The organism is Corynebacterium sp. MSK073 (assembly GCF_030232085.1).
GTDB lineage: Bacteria > Actinomycetota > Actinomycetes > Mycobacteriales > Mycobacteriaceae > Corynebacterium.
Window position 1 is genome coordinate 1 of sequence record NZ_JASPIY010000021.1, and the last position, 17,838, is coordinate 17,838.

Consider the following 17,838-nt stretch of genomic DNA (forward strand, 5'->3'; position numbering starts at 1 on the left):
AACCAGAAACGAAGAAAAAATCGCTGCCTAACCACTAGGTAGCTCCACTACGTGTCCACGATTTGCGGGCAACCCCACCAAGTTGGTTGAGGTTATCGGACCTAAAGACCCAAGTGAAGCAAGGCGTTAACTAGCTTCACCGTTACGGTCACAAGTGCTATGACCTTGATTGCCACATCGAGCCGCTTAAGCTTCGTGACGTCAAGGTCTTTTCTTTTGCGACCGGACGTATCCAATGAGTGTCTACCCATCGGTCACCTCCCTGACGTCGTAGGCCGTTCCCTACAAATAGCAACCGGCATAGCAATACCTATAGCAACCGGTATTGCGGGGTGCGTCAGGCCTTACTGGTTGAGGTACTTATACAGTGTGGTGCGCCCAATGTCGAGGCGGCGGGCAACCTCTGCTTTCGGAATCCCCTCCCTCACCCACGTGCGCGCCAGCGCTACTTGTTCCTCGTCGAGGACTTTCGCACACCCCTTATAGACACCGCGGGCTTTCGCCTTGGCAATACCTTCGGCCTGACGCTCACGAATAATCGAACGCTCAAACTCCGCCACACTGCCGGATATGCACCCGGCTTCTATAGCAACAGCATACGCAGCGGTGGGATGCATTCCACACGTTTTGGCGGCTTGGTGTACCGAAAGTCCGCCTTGAACTAGTTCTACAAGCTGTAAAGCCTGGCTACCGCGGCGATCAACTCGTTTGGCTTTATATATGACTGGCACTCCGTGAGCATGGCAAAAATTCAAAGCATGCACGTAATGACAGCCAAGTGTTGGCGGACATGAAAAGTTGACCAGTGGCGGACACGGGATTTAGGGGTTTGGGGAGTTTTTATCCGGGGGTAGAAAACAAAGGGGGTCTTCATCCAGTGTTCGATAGAAGTGTCTAGCCGGACATATCTATCGAAAGGATGAAGACCCTTTATGCAGTCTTCCAGAAGAAGCCAGAAAATTCTGGCTCGCTACGCCATTTTAAAAAATGCGCGTGCTGTCGCCGACGAGCTCAACGTCTCGCACAACACGGTTCTACGCGTGGTGCGCGCTCACGCTGACGCACCGCCAGCGCGTGGGCCACGTCCGTCGATTACGGATGCGCACCGTGGATTCATCAAGGAACTGATCACCAACTCGGGCGGAAAGATCCGCGCCGACGTGGTCCACGAGGCTTTGCTGGACCGTGGTTTTGAAGGAAGCCAGCGCACCACGCGTCGCATCGTCGCGACACTCAAACAGGAATACCGCCTCTCGTCATCGCGGCGCGCACACCAGCCTTGGGTAACCGCACCAGGCAAATGGCTCCAGTACGACTTCGGCGACGGCCCAGTAGTCGATGGCAAGAAGACCGTGCTGTTTGTTGCCTGGGTTGCCTACTCGCGATTCCGCGTCGTCTTTGCCCTGCGTAACCGAAAGATGACTACCGTACTCGCTGCCTTAGACCGGTGCTTTCGGGCTATCGGCGGAGTACCCGACTTTGTGCTCACGGATAATGAGAAAACCGTAGTTGTAGGCCGTCACGCAAGCCTGCCGGAGTTCAATCCGACAATGGAATCGTTCATGTCGCACTACCGCGTTAGTATCCAATTCTGTGCACCGGCAGACCCTGCCACGAAAGGCGGAGTCGAATACGCCGTACGCCTAGCCAAAGACGACATCCTTCCCCGCGATACGAATCTCGTGGACGCCTACGAGACCTTCGGCCAGCTCGAAGCAGCATGCCAGGCATTTATGGACAAGATCAACGCCCGACCACACCGTACAACCGGGCTTGTTCCTGCAGAAGTACTGCGTGAAGTCGAAGCTAAACACCTCGGCCCACTGCCTGTGGACACGCATCCTAGTGTCTTCGGTGAACTGCGGAAAGTGCCGGCGAATACGCCCATGATCACCTACCAGCACGCGGTGTACTCAGTGCCTGAAGAACTCATGGGCCGGCAAGTCTACATCACAGAACAATCCAGCCCAGACGTCAATGAGGTCGTAATCTACTTCCACGACATCGACGGGGTGGAAGAAGTCGCACGCCATGTCAAAGGAGTCCGCGGCGACAGCCGGATTGACCCGAACCATTTCTCCTTCCAGCGGCCTGAGCCTGGCCACTACAAGGTCAATCCTCGCTCGAAACTAGAAAAAGACTTCCTTGCCATCGGACCCGGTGCCGAAGCGTGGCTGCGCTTCGGGGTTGCCCACCACGCACCGCAAATCAAACACACCATGAGTTTGTTCGTCACGCTGGCCGCTACGCGCGGGAAGTGGTTCGCTGATGACATCGCTCGCGCCGCGATCGACGCGGGCCTTATCACCAGCACCGATATCGAAGCCATGGCAGATAACTACCCAGTCAACGCCCTAGCTGCCAAAATCGGCACGGCCTTTAATATCGAGGGCCCAGAACCTGAAACCATCGAACATGCCTCGAACTCCTGGGACGGGTTCTACACACCCACACCACCTGAGACCTCACACCACGAGGCCGACGAGCACGAGGAGGCATGGTTCTAAATGAGCGCACCCAACTACCAGCTTCCCGCAGGGCTTGCCGCACAACTAACCAGGCTTCGAGTACCCGGGCTTAAAAGTGCCGCCATTGACTACCTTCAATCATGTGACAATGACGCTCACCGCCGGCGCCTGGAAGAATTTCTAGGCACCATTGTCGAAGCAGAAGCACTCAGCAGGGCCAAGTCAGCGCTAGTCACCAGGCGTAAAAATGCTGGACTTCCTACCGGGGTAAGTTTCGCCGCGTGGGACCCAGCCAGGTCTACCATCCCAGTAGAACGCCAAGAACACCTCAAAGCCCTAGACTGGGTGGACCGCCACGACAACCTCGTTTTGTGCGGGCCACAAGGCACTGGCAAATCCATGCTCACCGAAGCACTTGCAGTCGAGCTGATTAAACGCGGCAAGAAGGTCAAGTGGCTCACAATGAAGAACCTCGGCCAGCTCATTAACCGGCACGCTGCGGACTTGGACCCGCATAAAGGCTTTTCGAAACTCGCCAAACTGGACTTAGTCATCCTTGACGACGTGGGATACTTCGACGTTACCGTCGCTGAAGCCAACGGATTCCTCGCGCTTATTGAAGCGACCTACCAGCACACCTCGCTGGCGATTACCTCGAACTCGCATCCGTCACGGTTCGCCGACCTCATGCCGCAGGTACGCCCCACACAGATCAACGCCGCCATCGACCGGCTAATGCACCACGCCATCGTCATCCAAACCGAAGGAGAATCCCAGCGCTACATCGACGCCACAACAAAGCGCTAACCCATAGGGCATAGTTCGCATACACACCCCGTCCGGCTAAGACAACCCTTCGAACACGCCCCACCCCCGTCGTGTCCGCCACTGGTCAGTTTCTCATGGCCATAGGCGGACTTTTTCATGTCCGCCTCCGGTCAGTTTTTCATGTCCGCTAACACCAAGCTCACCAGCAGCCGAGCGAACGCTACGTCCACTGCCAACCATGGCCACCAAGCTACGACGATCCGACTCAGACAACGAATGAAACGGGCCAACAACTCCAGGCACAACAACACCCTCCTAAGGGAAAGTGTTGCAACGACCCTCTGAACTCAAGAGGCGGGTTAAACGGCAAAAGGCCCGAGTCTCGCAGTGTCCATCATCTGGGGTCGGGCCCGAACTGCTAACACCAGTAATGGGTGCCAGGATCGGGATGATGACAATCGTTACCAAGAGTGTCAATTTATGTTACTTTAAGTAAGTCGTCGCGTACGGAAAGGAAAGTTATAAACAAAACATTAAAAACTGCCGCTTCTCTTTTGTCTTCTCGGCTGCTACTTCCTGCCTCGTCCGGAATGGCTCAAGCGGAAACAGTATAGGGGGACAAGAAGGGCTCAAAACCGTCTTTGGTGGAAACTGCCAAAACAGGGACGAAAACGGGATCCATGTGACGCGCAAAGGTAAAACTCACAACGATTGCTCCTTCGGTCATGCGCACGATGGAGGATTTCAAATTTTGAAGTTAAGGGCAATGCCGAATGTGCACGTCTATTTGTAATGGGAGAATATAAAGGAGAACAGTGTCACGCAATTCATCCTTAGGGGTTCTGTTAAAGATTGCGATTTGTGTATCACTGTTGCTCTGTCTCGGTTATGTTATCGGCGGGTTGAATGCGATATATGTTGCTAAGACCTTGGCCGAGACGGATTCTACCTCATCGTCAGACATCTTCCGCAGGCTAGAAAACGGCTTATTTTATTTTAAGGTTGCCGGAGTTTTTGCGGTTATTTTTCTTGCGGGAACTTACGCAGTCTGGCGCAGGGCCCATAACTTCCGTAAGCGAGAGTAATCCGGTTAGTTGTTTTTGGCTCGGTTGTTTATTGGGGGCCCGATTTTTGAGGTCTTAATTTTCCAAACCTCAAGCTCCTCTCCCTGTAGGTTGCGTCCGAAAGCGTGGTGTCTCCACTTTCTGGGGTCAGGCCCTACCACGGGTTACAGATACACCACACTAGTGGACGCAACCTCGGCTGATTTAGGGAGGAGAAACGAAGAGTGACCCAACTTCGTGACCATTTGCCAGGCAGTTTGAGCGCTTTTCATAGGTGCCAGGAAGCGTTCTGGCAGGAAAGAAATTATCAGGGTTTAGGTATGGAGAGGGCAATAGGCTATCTATAGCAAAATGGCAGGTAGGTGCGGGTTTCTGGGGTGAATTAAATGCGCGCAGTTGGCAATGATGCGCGCTGCGGTGGGCTCTCCGGAGTGTGTTGCCGCCGCGAAATTGGGTGCGATCGTGTGCGGTTGCGGGAAAGTGGGATTGCAGGATTGACCAGGCCAATAACGGCATTTATAAGGTACAGGGCATGTAAAGTGTTGATACAGCAACCTACCAGACTCGCGTTGTAGAAAAAGAGAGTCGTTAAAAACATGGGCCGTAGTGAAGACCGCTGCGTCCCATCACATCGTGAAGGAGAGTGCTAGGTGAGTACATCATCGCGCATCGTTGGGCTGGATTTGGCTCGTTCACTTGCCATTATTGGCATGATTATTTTGCACATGGCCTCGTTGGTATGGAGCACCAAGGTCATATTGTCGGGCCTTCCGGCCGCCCTATTTGCCATTGTCGCCGGCGTGACGATGATGCTCATCGGCAAGAACTATTCCGTACAGACGCTGCTGCGCCTGATTGCCCGTGGCGCCATCATTACGCTTATCGGACTGGCGCTGCTGCCGGTTGGCGGGCAGATTCAGGTCGTGCTCGTTGCCATGGGTATCACCATGATGGTGGTCTCCTGGGTGCCACCGCTGAACGTGTGGTGGAAGCTGGCCCTCTTCTTCGTCGCCGCCATCGCCTCAACCGTGCACTACGCGCCGTTTACCCTGCCGCAGGTCTATCCGCTGCTGGCATGGATCGCGTATTTCATCGCCGGCATGCTGCTCTTTGAGGTCTACATCCGCCCAGGTAGCTTCCGGACGGTGCTGCAGTGGATTGTTACCGCGGTCAGCGCGGTGATTGCCGCGGTTGGCACCTACTTCCGCTTCGAGCCGGATATTCCCAGCTGGCTGCGCTTTACCGGCCACACCGGTGTCGCGGGCGAAATCCTGCTCTCCGTTGCAGTGGCAGCCGTGGTGCTGCACCTGTGTCTGCTCATCGGCAGCGCAGTACCCAAGCTCGTCTACCCCTTGGCCGCAATGGGCACGATGTCCCTGACCTTCTATGTCTTGCACGTGCTTTCCGCTTATTACTGGCAAAGCCACATCTCACTGCACAACACCGCGTGGGCGTGGGCATTTATTGGCCTATTCCTCGTGCTTGCCACCATCTGGCGGAAATTCCTGGGCCAAGGCCCGCTTGAAAAGGCCGTCTCCATCGCCGTTAAACTCGCCGTTCCTGCTGGAAAGAAGGACTAACATGTCGCGTAAATTTGCTACCGCCTTGACCACCGCTGGCATCATCGGGATGCTGGCGGCCCCCGCCAGCGCCCTTGAGCACGGCGAACCCGCCCCCGATAACGCCGAGTCCCAGACCGTCGCTGCGCTCAAGATGGGCCGCATAGGCAACTTCGGCGACTGCACCGGCACGCTGGTGGATAAGCAGTGGGTGCTTACCGCCCGCCACTGCCTGCAGTCTGTCAATAACGAAGGCACCCAGGCCCGCCTGGGAGGCAAGGTCTATGACGCGGATTCGTGGGCGCTATCCCCGCTTTCCGATGCCGGACTCCTCCACCTCACCGAGCCCGTCACCGATATCAAACCAGCCAAGATCTCCACCGATATTCCAGAGACCGGCGACCTTGGCACCCTGTATGGCTGGAGCAGCAGCTCCTCCATGGCGCGCAAGGGCCAGCTGCCGATGGCAGAGATGAAGGTCTCCGAAATCCTGGGCGGCGGGCCAAGCGATGACTCCGCACAGAAGCCAGGCGCCGACAAGGAAGCCCCAGAAGGCTACGAGTCCGTGCCCGCTGAGGAAGCCATGCCGGGCGTCAAGATGCCAGGATCTGGTTCGGGATCGGATAAGCCCAAGGTGGTCTCGCCAGGTGCCACCAAGCCGGGCGCCGAGCAGCCGCAGATTGTCAAGCCTGACGGCAACGGTGGGGAAGTAATGCAGCCTAGCCAAGGCGGCATGGCCCCGATGATCAGCAGCCCAATCCTCGATGTCCACTCCACCGGTAATGCCGGCATGCAGGGTGGCGATTCTGGCGGACCGTTCTTCGTGGGCGGAAAGCTTGCGGGCCTTGCTACCGCGGGTACCTCCAATGCGGACCCGGATCTGCCCTCCCCAAGCGCGGCTATCACCACGCTCGCAGGCGCCAAGGACTGGGTAGACGGCGTAATCAGCGGCAAGGATAAGGACGCCATCTTGACCGCGGAGACCACGCCTACTCCGCAGGCAACGCCACAGACCAGCGGCGACCGCCCGTGGATCTACTTCACGGTAGCGGCCATTGGCCTTATCGGTGCCGCGGCGGCCGCGCGCACCTTCGCTAGCGGTGCTGGCAACGGTGTCGCCCGCACGTCGCGCCGCTAAAAAATCTCGATGCGCCCGCCCAAGGATTCGGTCTGGCGCAGCTGCGCCACCCACTTCGGGCCGCCGGGGTGCAGGCGCAGCACCGGGCGGGAGGAAATCTTGACCGGGGAGACCGATTCCTTGCGCGCGCCCGACCTAGCTTCGATGCGGGTGCGGGCGCGGTAGCCGGCATCGGCAAGCTCAGCGATGGAAGGCTTGGGGGCGGCGAGCTTCTCCCGGGCATCGTGAAGCAGCTCCAGCGCCTCATCCAAGGCCTCCACCAAGGCCGGGGCATTGGTCTCGCACATCTGCCGCACGAGATCCGGGCGGGTGCTTGCCACCCGGGTCGCATCCTTGAAGGAACCGGCGGCCAAGGACTGCGCCAAAATGCCGCCATTATCGCCCACCGTGGCCAGGGTCTCCGCAAAGATATGCGGCAGGTGGGAAATGCGGGCGACCGCCGCATCGTGGTTGGCCACGCGGATGGGCACGGCCTCTGCATGCACCATCTGGGTCATGCGCACGACGTCCGTAAAAGTCTCAATCCATTTCTTAGGAACCTTTTCCCCGCGCGCCTCATACTCGGCGGCGTAATCGTAGGTAATGCCCCACGCGGCGCGGCGGAAAAGCCCCGCCTGGGAGTGATCCCACCCCGATTTCGAGGTACCCGCCATGGGGTGCCCGCCCACGTAGCGATCCTCCATGCCGCGGTCACAGACCTGCTGACGCACGGGGGTCTTCACAGAGACCACGTCCGTAATGCCGCAGCTAGGGGCGTGTTCCTGAATGGCATCCAAGACGCTGCCCACCGCGGTCATGGGAACGGCGATCACAATGAGCGCCTCTTCAACCTCGGCGCGGTTAAGCACCGCCGGCAAATCATCATTGACGTCAAAACCCTGTTTGACTGCGGTGCGGGCGGCGGACGTCGAGTGGTTGTATCCAAATACGTCGTGGTTATAGCCCGCGAGATCGCGTAGCAAGGAACCACCGATGAGGCCGAGGCCGATAATGCAGATGGGGCGTTGAACATCTTGAGAACTCACGGTGACAATTGTGGCACAACACGACTAATCTCACGAGGTATGAGCAACGAAAATTACTCTTTCGCGGTTACCGTCGCCCGCAACGAGGGACAATGGGTCGTGCGCAGCTTCGATGATGACTTTGAGGACCCGCAAACCTCCATCACCGCGGTGCGCGCCCTGCGCGCTGAAGGCGCAGCTTTCGCCCTTCTCTGCGTCGAGGACGCCTACTTCATTGCCGTGCGGCCCGTGCCCGGCGGGGTGAAATTGCTAATTTCGGATGCCACCTACGGCGTTGACGATGACTTTGCCGCGGACTTCATGGAGCTCAATGACTATGAGATTCCAGACGTGGACCCGGAAGAGGCCGAGCCCTACGGCGAGGGCGACTTCGATATCTTCGCTGAACTGGGCCTATCCGAGGATCAGGTGGGCTACATCATCGATGATGAGGACGATTGGCCCTCCGATATGCTCCTGCGCATTGCCGGCGACCTGGGCTTTGGGGATGAGCTAGAAGACGTCATTGATAACGCCTAGGCCCCTGCAGCGCGCGCAGGAACGCATGCAGCGCGCCCTCGCGGTGGCGCGCCAGACCCCCGCCGGCGACGTGCCGGTTGGGGCGGTGCTTTATGATGCCACCGGCCGCGAGCTCGCTACCGGCGTCAACCGTCGCGAGCAATTGCGCGATCCCACCGCCCACGCCGAGGTCGAGGCCATCCGCCAGGCGGTGCGCGTCCACGGCGATGGCTGGCGCCTGACCGGCTGCGAGCTCGTGGTCACCTTGGAGCCCTGCGCCATGTGCGCCGGCGCCCTGCAAGCCGCGCGGATAAGTTCGCTGGTATTTGGCGCGTTTGAGCCAAAGACGGGTGCGTGCGGCTCGCTTATCGATGTCCTGCGTGCCCCCACCGCCCCCTTTACCCCACAGGTCCGCGGCGGCGTGCTTGAAGAGGACTGTGTGGCGTTGCTAGAAAAATTCTTCACCACACTGCGCGAAAAGTGGGTATAGTAGCTGTCACACTGTAAGCGACTCATTTAAGGAGAGAGAAAATGGGCGATTTGGAAAACAAGAAGGACGACCTCGCAGGCAAGGCAAAGGAAGCTGTTGGTGAGGCAACCGGTAACGAAGACGTAGCCAACGAGGGCAAGGCCGACCAGGTCGCTTCCGAGGCTAAGGACAAGCTGTCCGACGCTGCTGACAGCATCAAGGACAAGGCCAACGACATCATCGGTGGCCTGAAGAAGGACTAATTTTAGAGTCCCTTCATAGCGAAATCGCTGCGCTGGCTTAGTGCCGGCGCAGCGATTTTGTTGCATCGGGGGTCCTCCCGTAGTCTGGAAAGCGGTGGCGTGTCCGAGCGGCCGAAGGTGATCGCCTCGAAAGCGATTGTTGGGTAACCCCCAACCGCGGGTTCAAATCCCGCCGCCACCGCGCAAGGCCCCGAACTGTTAATGCAGGTCGGGGCCTATTTTTGTTTTCTCTGGCAAGGAGTGTTGGGGTGACTTAAGCGTCCTGCTTTGTGCGTTCAGCCCGGGCGCGGCGGCGCTGCACGGTGGGGAGGAACCACGTCGCAACGGCGGCGATGACGGCTATGGTGCCCGCGCTCCACGCGAGGTATTTCACGGGGGTGAACCACCACGCCAGGGCCGCGATTACTGCGATGACTGCCCATACTGCGGGGACGAGGAGACTGGGCCGTTCGGCCCACGGTTCCCGGGGGAACCGGCTGCGCGCCTCCGCACGGATGCGGCGCGGGGTCTTTTGAGATAGGGCGAAGGAACAGGCGACCACAAAGGTCAGGCCAATGCCGGCGATGAGCAGGCTGCCGCTTACGCCGCCGAACATGAATACGCCGACGGAAAGCGCTAAGGATAAGCGTTCACCGATCGTGAGTGGGAAGTTCTGTGTGGGATCGACATCTGGATAGATGCTGTTGAAGATGTCTTTGCGGGGATCGTTGTGCATTTTTGTTTCTTATAGGGGGTGGTTTATTGACAATCAAAAGAAGTTAGGTCAGGATACACTTACTTCACTAAGGCAAGCTTAGCCTATATCATTTTTAGGCACGAAAACAAGGTTCTCAATATGATTGGAAAACTGTGGAAGTCGGCGTTCGGCATCATCGTCGCGGCTTTCCTCGTCGCAGCATTCGCCCCACTTTTGTCTTCTGCCCCGGTTGCCCACGCAGATGAATCCTGCACATGGAAATGGGGCATCAAGCAGTCATTCCGCAGCTACGTCAAAGGCAATATCGCCCACGGTGGTTGGGGGGCCAACGGCATTGGCTTCACGGGCGATGAACGGGGCGAAGGCGCGTTTGTCTTTACTGCAGGAAAGCCCGATGCATCCGGTGGAAACATCACGATTCCGTTCAATGGAACGCTGAATTTTACTGGCCACGATGGGATCTTGGATATGACTATGTCTGACTTCAAGGTCAAGGCCTCTGGTAAGCAGGCGCAGATTTCCGTGGACTACGTCTCCTATGAGATGAACCGCCAAGACCTCAGCCGCGGTAAAAAGATCCAAGGCAATGATGAGGTAATCGCCACCATTAATCTGGCCAACCCCGTCAACGATGGTGCCGGGAAGGTTGATTTGTCTGGATCTACCACTCTGACTTCCGGCGGGGCCAAGCTTTTCACCGGCTTCTACCAGCCAGGTGAAGCCTTAGATCCGTCCTCCGGCAGCATTGCTCTCGACGGATCATGCTCTGGATCCGGATCTGGCTCCGGTTCCGGTTCGGGTGAGAAGCGTCCATTGACGTCCATTACAGGTTCCTTCACGGGCTTTAACAAGGAAGCCATGGACATCCTGTCTGAAACCAATGACACGATGAACGGGATTACTACGTTCATGGGCAATAACCAGGCGTTTCTGGATGAGTTGGAGTCTTTCAACAACCGGGGTGGATCAAACTCGAATTCGGATGGTTCTGCTTCGGGTACGTCGAACTCCGCTGGAGGAAACTCGGCTTCTACTAACTCTGCAGCGGGAAATTCATCACCGAGCAACTCTGGTTCGGGCGGAGGCGGCGGCGCCTCAGGAGCTGGCAAAGCAGCGGGAACTGGTCCTGCGCACTCCGAATCTGCGAACTCCGGCGCCCCGGGCTCAGGTAATTCGGGCGCGGGAGCACCTGGCGGGGGCGATGCCGTCTGTGAGGCTACTGGGGTTACGCAAGCCACCGCTCAGTGGGGCTTAAAGAAATCCTTCCAATCCTATATCACCGGATCCATTGCCCAAGGCCGGTGGGATCTCTCTGGTGTTGGCTATGACAATGGCCGTTTCCAATTCACTGGTAACTCTGGTGCCGTAAAAGATGGCGCGGGCTCCGTGCAGTATGGCGGGAGCATGCAGTTCACCGGGCACCACGGCAAGTTGGACCTCAACATCTCCAACCTGGAAATCACCTTCAACGGCAATTCCGGCGAGCTTATCGCTGACGTGCGATCTTCCAATATGGAAGGAAAGAAGAAAGACTTTGGGCACGCTGTTATTGGCACCTTGAGCTTTACTTCTCTCGACGTCGGCACGGACGCCGTGTCCGGTGAAGCTGAGGTATCGCTTTCTGAAACCGGCTCCCAAGCCCTCGCTGAGTTCTATGAACCGGGCACCCAGCTGGATCCATTGAGCTTCCACGCCACCTTGGGCGGAAGCGCTGATTGCGGCGCCGTATCCGGTGGCGGCGGAGCAAGCTCCGGTTCTGGATCTGGTGGCGCCGGCGCGGGCGGAAACGGAAAGGGCGGCTCTGCTTCCAAGGGCGGAGCTCATGCCGCAGCCGGGGACCCAGCGCATGCTGGTGATTCCTCGCAGGGATACGAGGACGGCTCGAACAAGTTCAAGGTCAAGTCCGCGACTTCTCCCAGCGGAAACATGGATAACCCGACTACCTATCTCCTGCTATTCATCGTCGGATTGATCATTGCCGGCGGTTCCACCAGCCGCCTTGTCATGAACAACTCTTAGAAGGATCGCCGTGAAACTCGTTCTTCGTTTCCTCGTACCACTCCTGTGCATCTTCAGCCTTACCGCGTGCGGTGTGCAGGGAAGCTATACCGATCAGCTACCGGATCCTGCAGATGTCTCCGATCCCAGGTCCTTTGAAGGTGTCAGTGACGTCAAAGATTTTGACGATATCGAGCCGGTTACTGAAAAAGCAGAGCCGGCGCTTCCGGTGGAACTTACCGATGCCGATGGTAATGACGTCACCGTCACCGATACTTCCCGCATCCTCGCGTTGGATATCTATGGCACCTATACCAAGACCCTGAGCGGCTTGGGGCTTGCGGATAATATCGTCGGCCGCACGATTTCTTCTACCGAGCCCAACTTGGCGGATCTCCCAGTAGTGACCGAAGGCGGCCACAACATCAACGTGGAGGCGGTGCTGGAGCTCCAGCCGACGCTCGTCATTGTGGATCATTCCATTGGCCCGCGCGATGCCATCGATCAAATCCGCGCGGCGGGCGTCACCACCGTGGTGATGGAACCTGAGCGCACCATTGATTCCGTGGGCGAGGACATCACCGCGCTTGGCGATGCCCTCGGCTTGCCCGACGAAGCACGCGAGCTGGCGGATCGTTCCACCAAAGAAATCGACGAGGCAAAGGAAGCCATCAAGGAACTCGTTCCCGATGATCCGATGCGGATGGCGTTCCTCTATGCGCGCGGAAACGGCGGCGTCTTCTTCATCATGGGTGACGGCACCGGTGCACAAGACCTGATTGAAGGCATCGGCGGCGTGGATCTGGCGGCAGAAAACAACCTTTCTCATGCAGAACCCGCTAACGCGGAGGCATTGGCGCGCATCAACCCGGAGGTGATCATCATGATGACCAATGGCCTGGAATCCACCGGCGGAATTGATGGCTTGCTGGAGAGGCCTGGTGTTGCTCAGACCACCGCCGGCCAGAAGAAGCGCATCGTGACCATTCCGGACGGTCAATCGCTGGCATTCGGTCCCATGACCGGTCAGACGCTGGTGAAGCTAGCAAAGGCTGTGTATGACCCAGACAATGAGTAAGGAGACGGATACCTTCGCGCGCCGCCGCACTCAGCGCGCCTGGGTATTCGTACTGCTGGGGATCCTCACCGTTCTCGCGGCGCTCATTTCCGTCGTGCTGGGGCAATACTACGTACCCCTGTCTGATCTCTTCCCCATTTTGGCAGCCGGGCACGCGCAGGATTCCTTGACCGCAAGCGTGGTGTGGGACATCCGCCTGCCACGCTTGGTCTTAGGGCTCGTGGTGGGCGCGGCCTTGGGGGTGGCCGGCACGCTGATGCAGGCGGTATTTGCCAACCCCCTTGCAGAACCTTCCATCATCGGCGTTACCTCTGGTGCGGGCGTTGGTGCGGCCGTGGTCATTGTCTTCAATATCGAGTTCTTCGGTACCTTTACTGTTCCCGCGGCAGCCTTCCTGACCGCGTTACTGGTTACCTTCATTATTTATCAGCTGGCGCGGTACAACGGGCGCGTGGCCGTAGTGCACCTGATTCTCACCGGCATCGCCATCAATGCGGTATGCAACGCCATCATCTCCTTCATGGTGTACCTGGCGCCGACCGCCAACCGCGAAGCGATCGTCTTCTGGCAGATGGGCTCCCTCAACGGCTCGCAGTGGAAACACGTGTGGGCGGTACTTCCCATCGTGGTGGTAGGCCTCGCAGTGGCCCTGCGCTTAGGCAAGCAGCTAGACGTCCTCGCGCTCGGCGAGCGCGCCGCCGCGCATACCGGCGTGAACGTGCCGCGTCTGCGCATCGTGGCGATCGTGGCATCGGCAGTGCTGACTGCAGCGGCCGTCTCCTTCGCCGGCCTCATTGGCTTTGTGGGGCTCATCGTTCCCCACCTGCTGCGCAGCATCGTCGGGCCAGAAAACCGCATCCTACTGCCCGCCTCCGCCCTGGGCGGCGCTGTGCTTATTGGTTTCGCCGACGTGGCAGCGCGCACGATGATTCCTTTTGCGGATCTTCCCATCGGAATTTTTACCGCTCTGGTGGGCGGTCCAACGTTTTTCATCTTGCTGCGCCGCATGATGCGCAAAGGAGTGCACTGATGATAAACGTCAAAGACTTAACCGTCCGGGTGGGGGAACATACCCTTGTGGATCAAGTGTCCTTTGCTGCCCAAGCGGGCGAAGTTACCGGGCTTATCGGTCCGAACGGTGCCGGTAAATCCACGGTACTTGCCGCCGTGGCCGGAGACATTGATTATTCCGGTGAGATCACCGTGGGTGGGCTTTCGCCCAAGGCACCAGCGCGAGAGCTCGCCCGCACGCGTGCGGTGATGCTCCAGGATGTCTCGGTGTCGTTTGAATTCCTCGTCCGCGATGTCGTTGCGATGGGGCGCCGCCCGTGGGAAGGAACTGCCTATGCAGACCTTGACGATGACTTTATTCACGCCGCCCTCGATGCCGCCGGCGTTGCGCACCTAGCTGGCCGAGACATCAGCACGTTGTCTGGCGGTGAGCGCGCCCGCGCGGCCTTCGCACGCGTGCTTGCCCAAAATACCCCGGTTATCTTGCTCGATGAGCCAACGGCCGCGCTCGATATTCGGCACCAAGAACAACTGCTGGGTTCAGTCAAAGCCCTCGCCCGCGAGGCCGGTGTTGCCGTCCTCGTGGTGCTCCATGACCTCAACGCTGCAGCTGCATATTGCGATCGCGTCGTATGCCTGTCGTGCGGGGGATTAGCAGCCCAAGGGCGCGTAGATGAGGTCTTTACCAGTCCCACATTGTCTCAAGTGTATGGCTGGCCAATATCCGTCGATGGACTGCGGGTACATCCACAGCGTGCCACGCCCACCATCAACCCACTCTTTTCACATAAATTGGAGGATTTCCATGTTTAAAAAAGCACTGGTCACCGCTCTCGCGGCGACCGCCCTTACCGTGCCACACGCTTCTGCGGAAGAAACCTGCACCATCGAATCCGGTTCCTTGAATTGGGGCATTAAGCACTCGTGGCGTTCCTACCTCAAATCCGGTTTCGCTGCTGGTGATTGGTCCACTAGTGGTCCAGTGACGCAAACCGGTGATCCTAAGGGGAAGGATTTCTCTTTCGGCTTCGACGTCGATCCTGCAACCTCTACGGTAACGGTAGATGAGGACGGCAATGTGGTGTCGTCCAACATCGAGAGCAAAGACTCTTCGATCACGTTCACCGGTCACCACGGCGCTCTACATTCCACGGTAGTGGCACCTTTCATCAAGACCTCCGGAAATGAAGCCCAGCTCGGTTCCGGCTACGAGGTCTATCACGTAGAGGGTAAGAATATGTTTCAATACACCGAGGACGACCGCATCGACGCCAATAAGCGCACCGGGGACGGGATCTTTGGCCACGGCACGGCGCAATGGACCAAGGAGGGCGATACACTCACCCTTTCCGCCAGCGATGTGCGGTACAAGGAGCAGCAGGGAACAAAAGATGGAAAAATCGAGGGCGTAGACCAACTTTTCATGGGCATGTATAGCTCAGAGAGCAAGCCTGAGCTTGATGATGCCCACTTAACCCTCAGGGTTTCCCCGGGCTGTGGCCAGAAGAAGGAAGAAACTCCGCAGAACGAACCTGCTCCGCAGCCGCCGGTAGCTGCGCCGGAAAAGGAAGAGAAGCCACAGAGTCAGCCACCGAAGGGCAATCCAGCTCCGCAGTCACCAGCGACCTCGCAGATCCCGGCACCGCCGAAGAAGCCGGAGACCCCAAAGAGCCCCGAGACTTCGGAGTCTAAGAAGCCGGGAACCCAGCAACCAGAGGAGGACGCTCCCTCAGGTTCTAGCTTTGCCAAGGTGTGGAACTACATCTTGGGCGTGGTAACCATTGGCAGCATGTTTGCCATCCTTGGGCAGGCGTTTATAAAGTCGGGCGCCCTTGATAGCGTGCGTGCCCTTCTCCACCGATAAAAGCACCGCTGATCCAGGAATAGGGGGTCAGCTAAGCACGCTGTGCCGGCAGCCATCTCAACGCCGCGCGCAAAACCCTTTTAAGGACGGTGCCGCGCCGTGCGTACCGCAGGCGGTGGGGTAGGGAGTTAGTCCTTTTGGTTGATTTCTCCCCACAAGTCTTGTAAATAAGGGTTGCCTAACCTTAAATTTATATTTAGAAGTTAGGTAAGCGTTACTTTGGAGGAAGTCAGTGACTGTGACACTCAAGAAACCATTATCCGTCGCATTGCGCGAGGAGACCGCTCACGCCCATGAGAACGCGGAGGGCTCGGCGTTTATGCAGCGACTTATGTCAGGTCGGCTGAGCGCTGAGGCCGCTGCCGATCTGAGTGGCCAATTGTGGTTTGTCTATGAGTCTTTGGAGCGCGCCGTCCGCGGCGTGGCGCAAACTTCAATCGCCGGTGCGGTGGCCGATCCACGCTTGGAGCGGCGCTTCGCTCTAGAGGCGGATTTGGCGGCGCTCGTCGGCGGCGACTGGCGCGAAAAGATCCGGATCCTGCCGGCCACAGCATCCTACGTTGCCCGCCTAGAAGAAGTATCCGGCAGTGCGGTAGAAGTGGTGGCCCATCACTATGTCCGGTATCTCGGTGACGTCTCCGGCGGCCAGGTGATTGCCGCGCGCCTCGGCACCCTCTATGACATCGAACCGGATGCGCTGAACTTTTATGACTTCAGCGCCATTGGCAAGATTCCGCCGTACCGCAAGGGCTACCGCGAACGCCTTGACAGCCTCATGCTAACCGAGGAACAGCGCGAGTCTTTGCTCTCGGAGGCGCAGCGCGCATTCGCCTTCAACTCGGGGATATTCGCCGAGCTTGATAAACGCCACTGATTTACTTTTTCCAATTTATTAATTAAGGTAAGGCTCGCCTAATTCACTAAGGCGAAGCTTTACCACTGCTCTCAAGAGGAGAAATTCATGAAAACAACATCCGTCATCGCTATTGGCGCGGTTGCGCTCGGCGCCGTCACCGCCCCAGTAGCCTCTGCCGATGAGGCTCCAGCCACTGTCCCCGCCGTGGAATCCGGCCAATTGAACTGGCCCATCAAGGAATCCTTCATTCACCACGTGGACACCAGCCCTCTCGCCAAAGGCGTAGTCAATACCACCGGAGGTGCGGAGAAGGTAGGAAAGGACTTCACCTTCCCCGTCGATGCGGCCCACACCACGGTGGATGCAGAGGGAAACGGCACTATAGGCACTCAGGGATCCGTGCAGATTCAAGGCTATCCAGGCTTTGGGCCTAATGGTTCCTACGGCGTCGACCTCACGTTCTCAGATATCAAGGTGGAGGTAGAAGGCCACAACGCCACTATCACTGCGGACTATAAGCTTACGGGCGCCTCGGGCCCGCTGAAGAACGAGCCGGTTGAAATGTCCGGTGATGACGCCGCAATCTCTACCTTCACGCTCACTGAGCCCTTGGTACCGGAAACCGGCAAGACTCACGCCACAACTGATGCCCCCACCTCGCTGACCCAGACGGGCTCCGACATCTTTTTGGGCAAGTACCCGGTGGGGCAACCGCTTGACGATGCCAACACGGATCTCACCGTGGCATTCGACGGCGCCTCCGAAAACCCTAAACCATCTGACCAGGTAACCCCAGAAAAGAAGCCTTCGGGCGACGACGCTGCAGACGACGGCTCTTCTTTCCACGGTTCTTCCTCAGGCAACCTAGGCGAGACCATCGCTGCTATTATCGCGCGGGTAAAGAAAATCAGCGCCTTCTTCTCTGACCTCGTTCTTCCCGGCCTGAGCTTGTCGAAGTTCGTTTAAATAGCGCGCGCTCTCTCGCGGCTGCATCGTCTAAGCCGCTCCGCCGTGGCCACCCGATCTAGTCTTTGACTGCATTGGGCGGCCACGGTTCTTTTTGGCCCGCCGCCTTGGCATCG

At 58.1% G+C, this 17,838-nt stretch carries 17 protein-coding genes and 1 tRNA gene; 15 read left to right on the forward strand and 3 right to left on the reverse strand.

Features of this window, described 5'->3' with window-relative positions:
• Positions 1-344: 344 nt before the first annotated feature.
• Positions 345-764: a helix-turn-helix domain-containing protein gene (locus QP970_RS11120; protein ID WP_349819922.1), complete on the reverse strand. Its 420-nt coding sequence runs from the start codon at positions 762-764 to the stop codon at positions 345-347.
• Positions 765-932: 168 nt separating this feature from the next.
• Here QP970_RS11120 and istA point away from each other — a divergent pair, with 168 nt between their 5' ends.
• The 4 genes from istA to QP970_RS11140 all read left to right on the forward strand — a co-directional run bounded on the left by istA (position 933) and on the right by QP970_RS11140 (position 6,997).
• Positions 933-2,507, forward strand: a complete 1,575-nt coding sequence (gene istA / locus QP970_RS11125) for an IS21 family transposase (protein ID WP_239275835.1) — start codon at positions 933-935, stop codon at positions 2,505-2,507.
• A complete protein-coding gene (locus QP970_RS11130; RefSeq protein WP_239270034.1) occupies positions 2,508-3,275 on the forward strand; it encodes an ATP-binding protein in 768 nt (255 codons plus the stop codon).
• Between the two features lie 1,675 nt (positions 3,276-4,950).
• Positions 4,951-5,880, forward strand: coding sequence for a DUF418 domain-containing protein (locus QP970_RS11135; protein WP_284869941.1), 930 nt, complete (start codon positions 4,951-4,953; stop codon positions 5,878-5,880).
• A 1-nt stretch (position 5,881) separates the two neighbouring features.
• Positions 5,882-6,997 carry a trypsin-like serine protease gene (locus tag QP970_RS11140; protein WP_239270032.1) on the forward strand — a complete coding sequence of 372 codons (1,116 nt, stop codon included), beginning with the start codon at positions 5,882-5,884 and terminating at the stop codon, positions 6,995-6,997.
• Here the strand turns inward: QP970_RS11140 and QP970_RS11145 are convergent.
• A complete protein-coding gene (locus QP970_RS11145; RefSeq protein WP_239270031.1) occupies positions 6,994-8,022 on the reverse strand; it encodes a prephenate dehydrogenase in 1,029 nt (342 codons plus the stop codon). The genes QP970_RS11140 and QP970_RS11145 overlap by 4 nt on opposite strands.
• Positions 8,023-8,061: 39 nt before the next feature.
• Here QP970_RS11145 and QP970_RS11150 point away from each other — a divergent pair, with 39 nt between their 5' ends.
• The 4 genes from QP970_RS11150 to QP970_RS11165 all read left to right on the forward strand — a co-directional run bounded on the left by QP970_RS11150 (position 8,062) and on the right by QP970_RS11165 (position 9,433).
• Positions 8,062-8,541: a tRNA adenosine deaminase-associated protein gene (locus tag QP970_RS11150; RefSeq protein ID WP_284869942.1), complete on the forward strand. Its 480-nt coding sequence runs from the start codon at positions 8,062-8,064 to the stop codon at positions 8,539-8,541.
• Between the two features lie 4 nt (positions 8,542-8,545).
• Positions 8,546-9,010, forward strand: a complete 465-nt coding sequence (locus QP970_RS11155) for a nucleoside deaminase (RefSeq protein WP_370657800.1) — start codon at positions 8,546-8,548, stop codon at positions 9,008-9,010.
• Positions 9,011-9,051: 41 nt separating this feature from the next.
• Positions 9,052-9,252 carry a CsbD family protein gene (locus tag QP970_RS11160; RefSeq protein WP_239270028.1) on the forward strand — a complete coding sequence of 67 codons (201 nt, stop codon included), beginning with the start codon at positions 9,052-9,054 and terminating at the stop codon, positions 9,250-9,252.
• 93 nt (positions 9,253-9,345) lie between these two features.
• Positions 9,346-9,433 (forward strand) — tRNA-Ser (locus tag QP970_RS11165).
• A 72-nt stretch (positions 9,434-9,505) separates the two neighbouring features.
• Here the strand turns inward: QP970_RS11165 and QP970_RS11170 are convergent.
• Positions 9,506-9,967 (reverse strand): hypothetical protein, encoded by a 462-nt coding sequence (locus tag QP970_RS11170; protein ID WP_239270027.1) that lies wholly within the window; start codon positions 9,965-9,967, stop codon positions 9,506-9,508.
• Between the two features lie 120 nt (positions 9,968-10,087).
• Between QP970_RS11170 and QP970_RS11175 the strand changes: the two genes are divergently transcribed.
• The 7 genes from QP970_RS11175 to QP970_RS11205 all read left to right on the forward strand — a co-directional run bounded on the left by QP970_RS11175 (position 10,088) and on the right by QP970_RS11205 (position 17,722).
• On the forward strand, positions 10,088-11,968 hold the full coding sequence (locus QP970_RS11175) for an HtaA domain-containing protein (protein WP_284869943.1): 1,881 nt from the start codon (positions 10,088-10,090) through the stop codon (positions 11,966-11,968).
• 10 nt (positions 11,969-11,978) lie between these two features.
• On the forward strand, positions 11,979-13,025 hold the full coding sequence (locus QP970_RS11180; protein WP_239270025.1) for a heme/hemin ABC transporter substrate-binding protein: 1,047 nt from the start codon (positions 11,979-11,981) through the stop codon (positions 13,023-13,025).
• Positions 13,006-14,055 (forward strand): FecCD family ABC transporter permease, encoded by a 1,050-nt coding sequence (locus QP970_RS11185; protein ID WP_239270024.1) that lies wholly within the window; start codon positions 13,006-13,008, stop codon positions 14,053-14,055. Before QP970_RS11180 ends, QP970_RS11185 begins: the two co-directional genes overlap by 20 nt.
• Complete coding sequence (locus tag QP970_RS11190; protein WP_239270023.1) at positions 14,055-14,849, forward strand: heme ABC transporter ATP-binding protein; 795 nt, start codon at positions 14,055-14,057, stop codon at positions 14,847-14,849. Before QP970_RS11185 ends, QP970_RS11190 begins: the two co-directional genes overlap by 1 nt.
• Positions 14,842-15,900, forward strand: a complete 1,059-nt coding sequence (locus tag QP970_RS11195; RefSeq protein ID WP_239270022.1) for an HtaA domain-containing protein — start codon at positions 14,842-14,844, stop codon at positions 15,898-15,900. The genes QP970_RS11190 and QP970_RS11195 overlap by 8 nt, the downstream gene beginning before the upstream one ends.
• A 232-nt stretch (positions 15,901-16,132) precedes the next feature.
• Positions 16,133-16,774 carry a biliverdin-producing heme oxygenase gene (locus tag QP970_RS11200; RefSeq protein WP_239270021.1) on the forward strand — a complete coding sequence of 214 codons (642 nt, stop codon included), beginning with the start codon at positions 16,133-16,135 and terminating at the stop codon, positions 16,772-16,774.
• 87 nt (positions 16,775-16,861) lie between these two features.
• On the forward strand, positions 16,862-17,722 hold the full coding sequence (locus tag QP970_RS11205) for an HtaA domain-containing protein (RefSeq protein WP_239275837.1): 861 nt from the start codon (positions 16,862-16,864) through the stop codon (positions 17,720-17,722).
• The last annotated feature ends 116 nt before the right edge of the window (positions 17,723-17,838 follow it).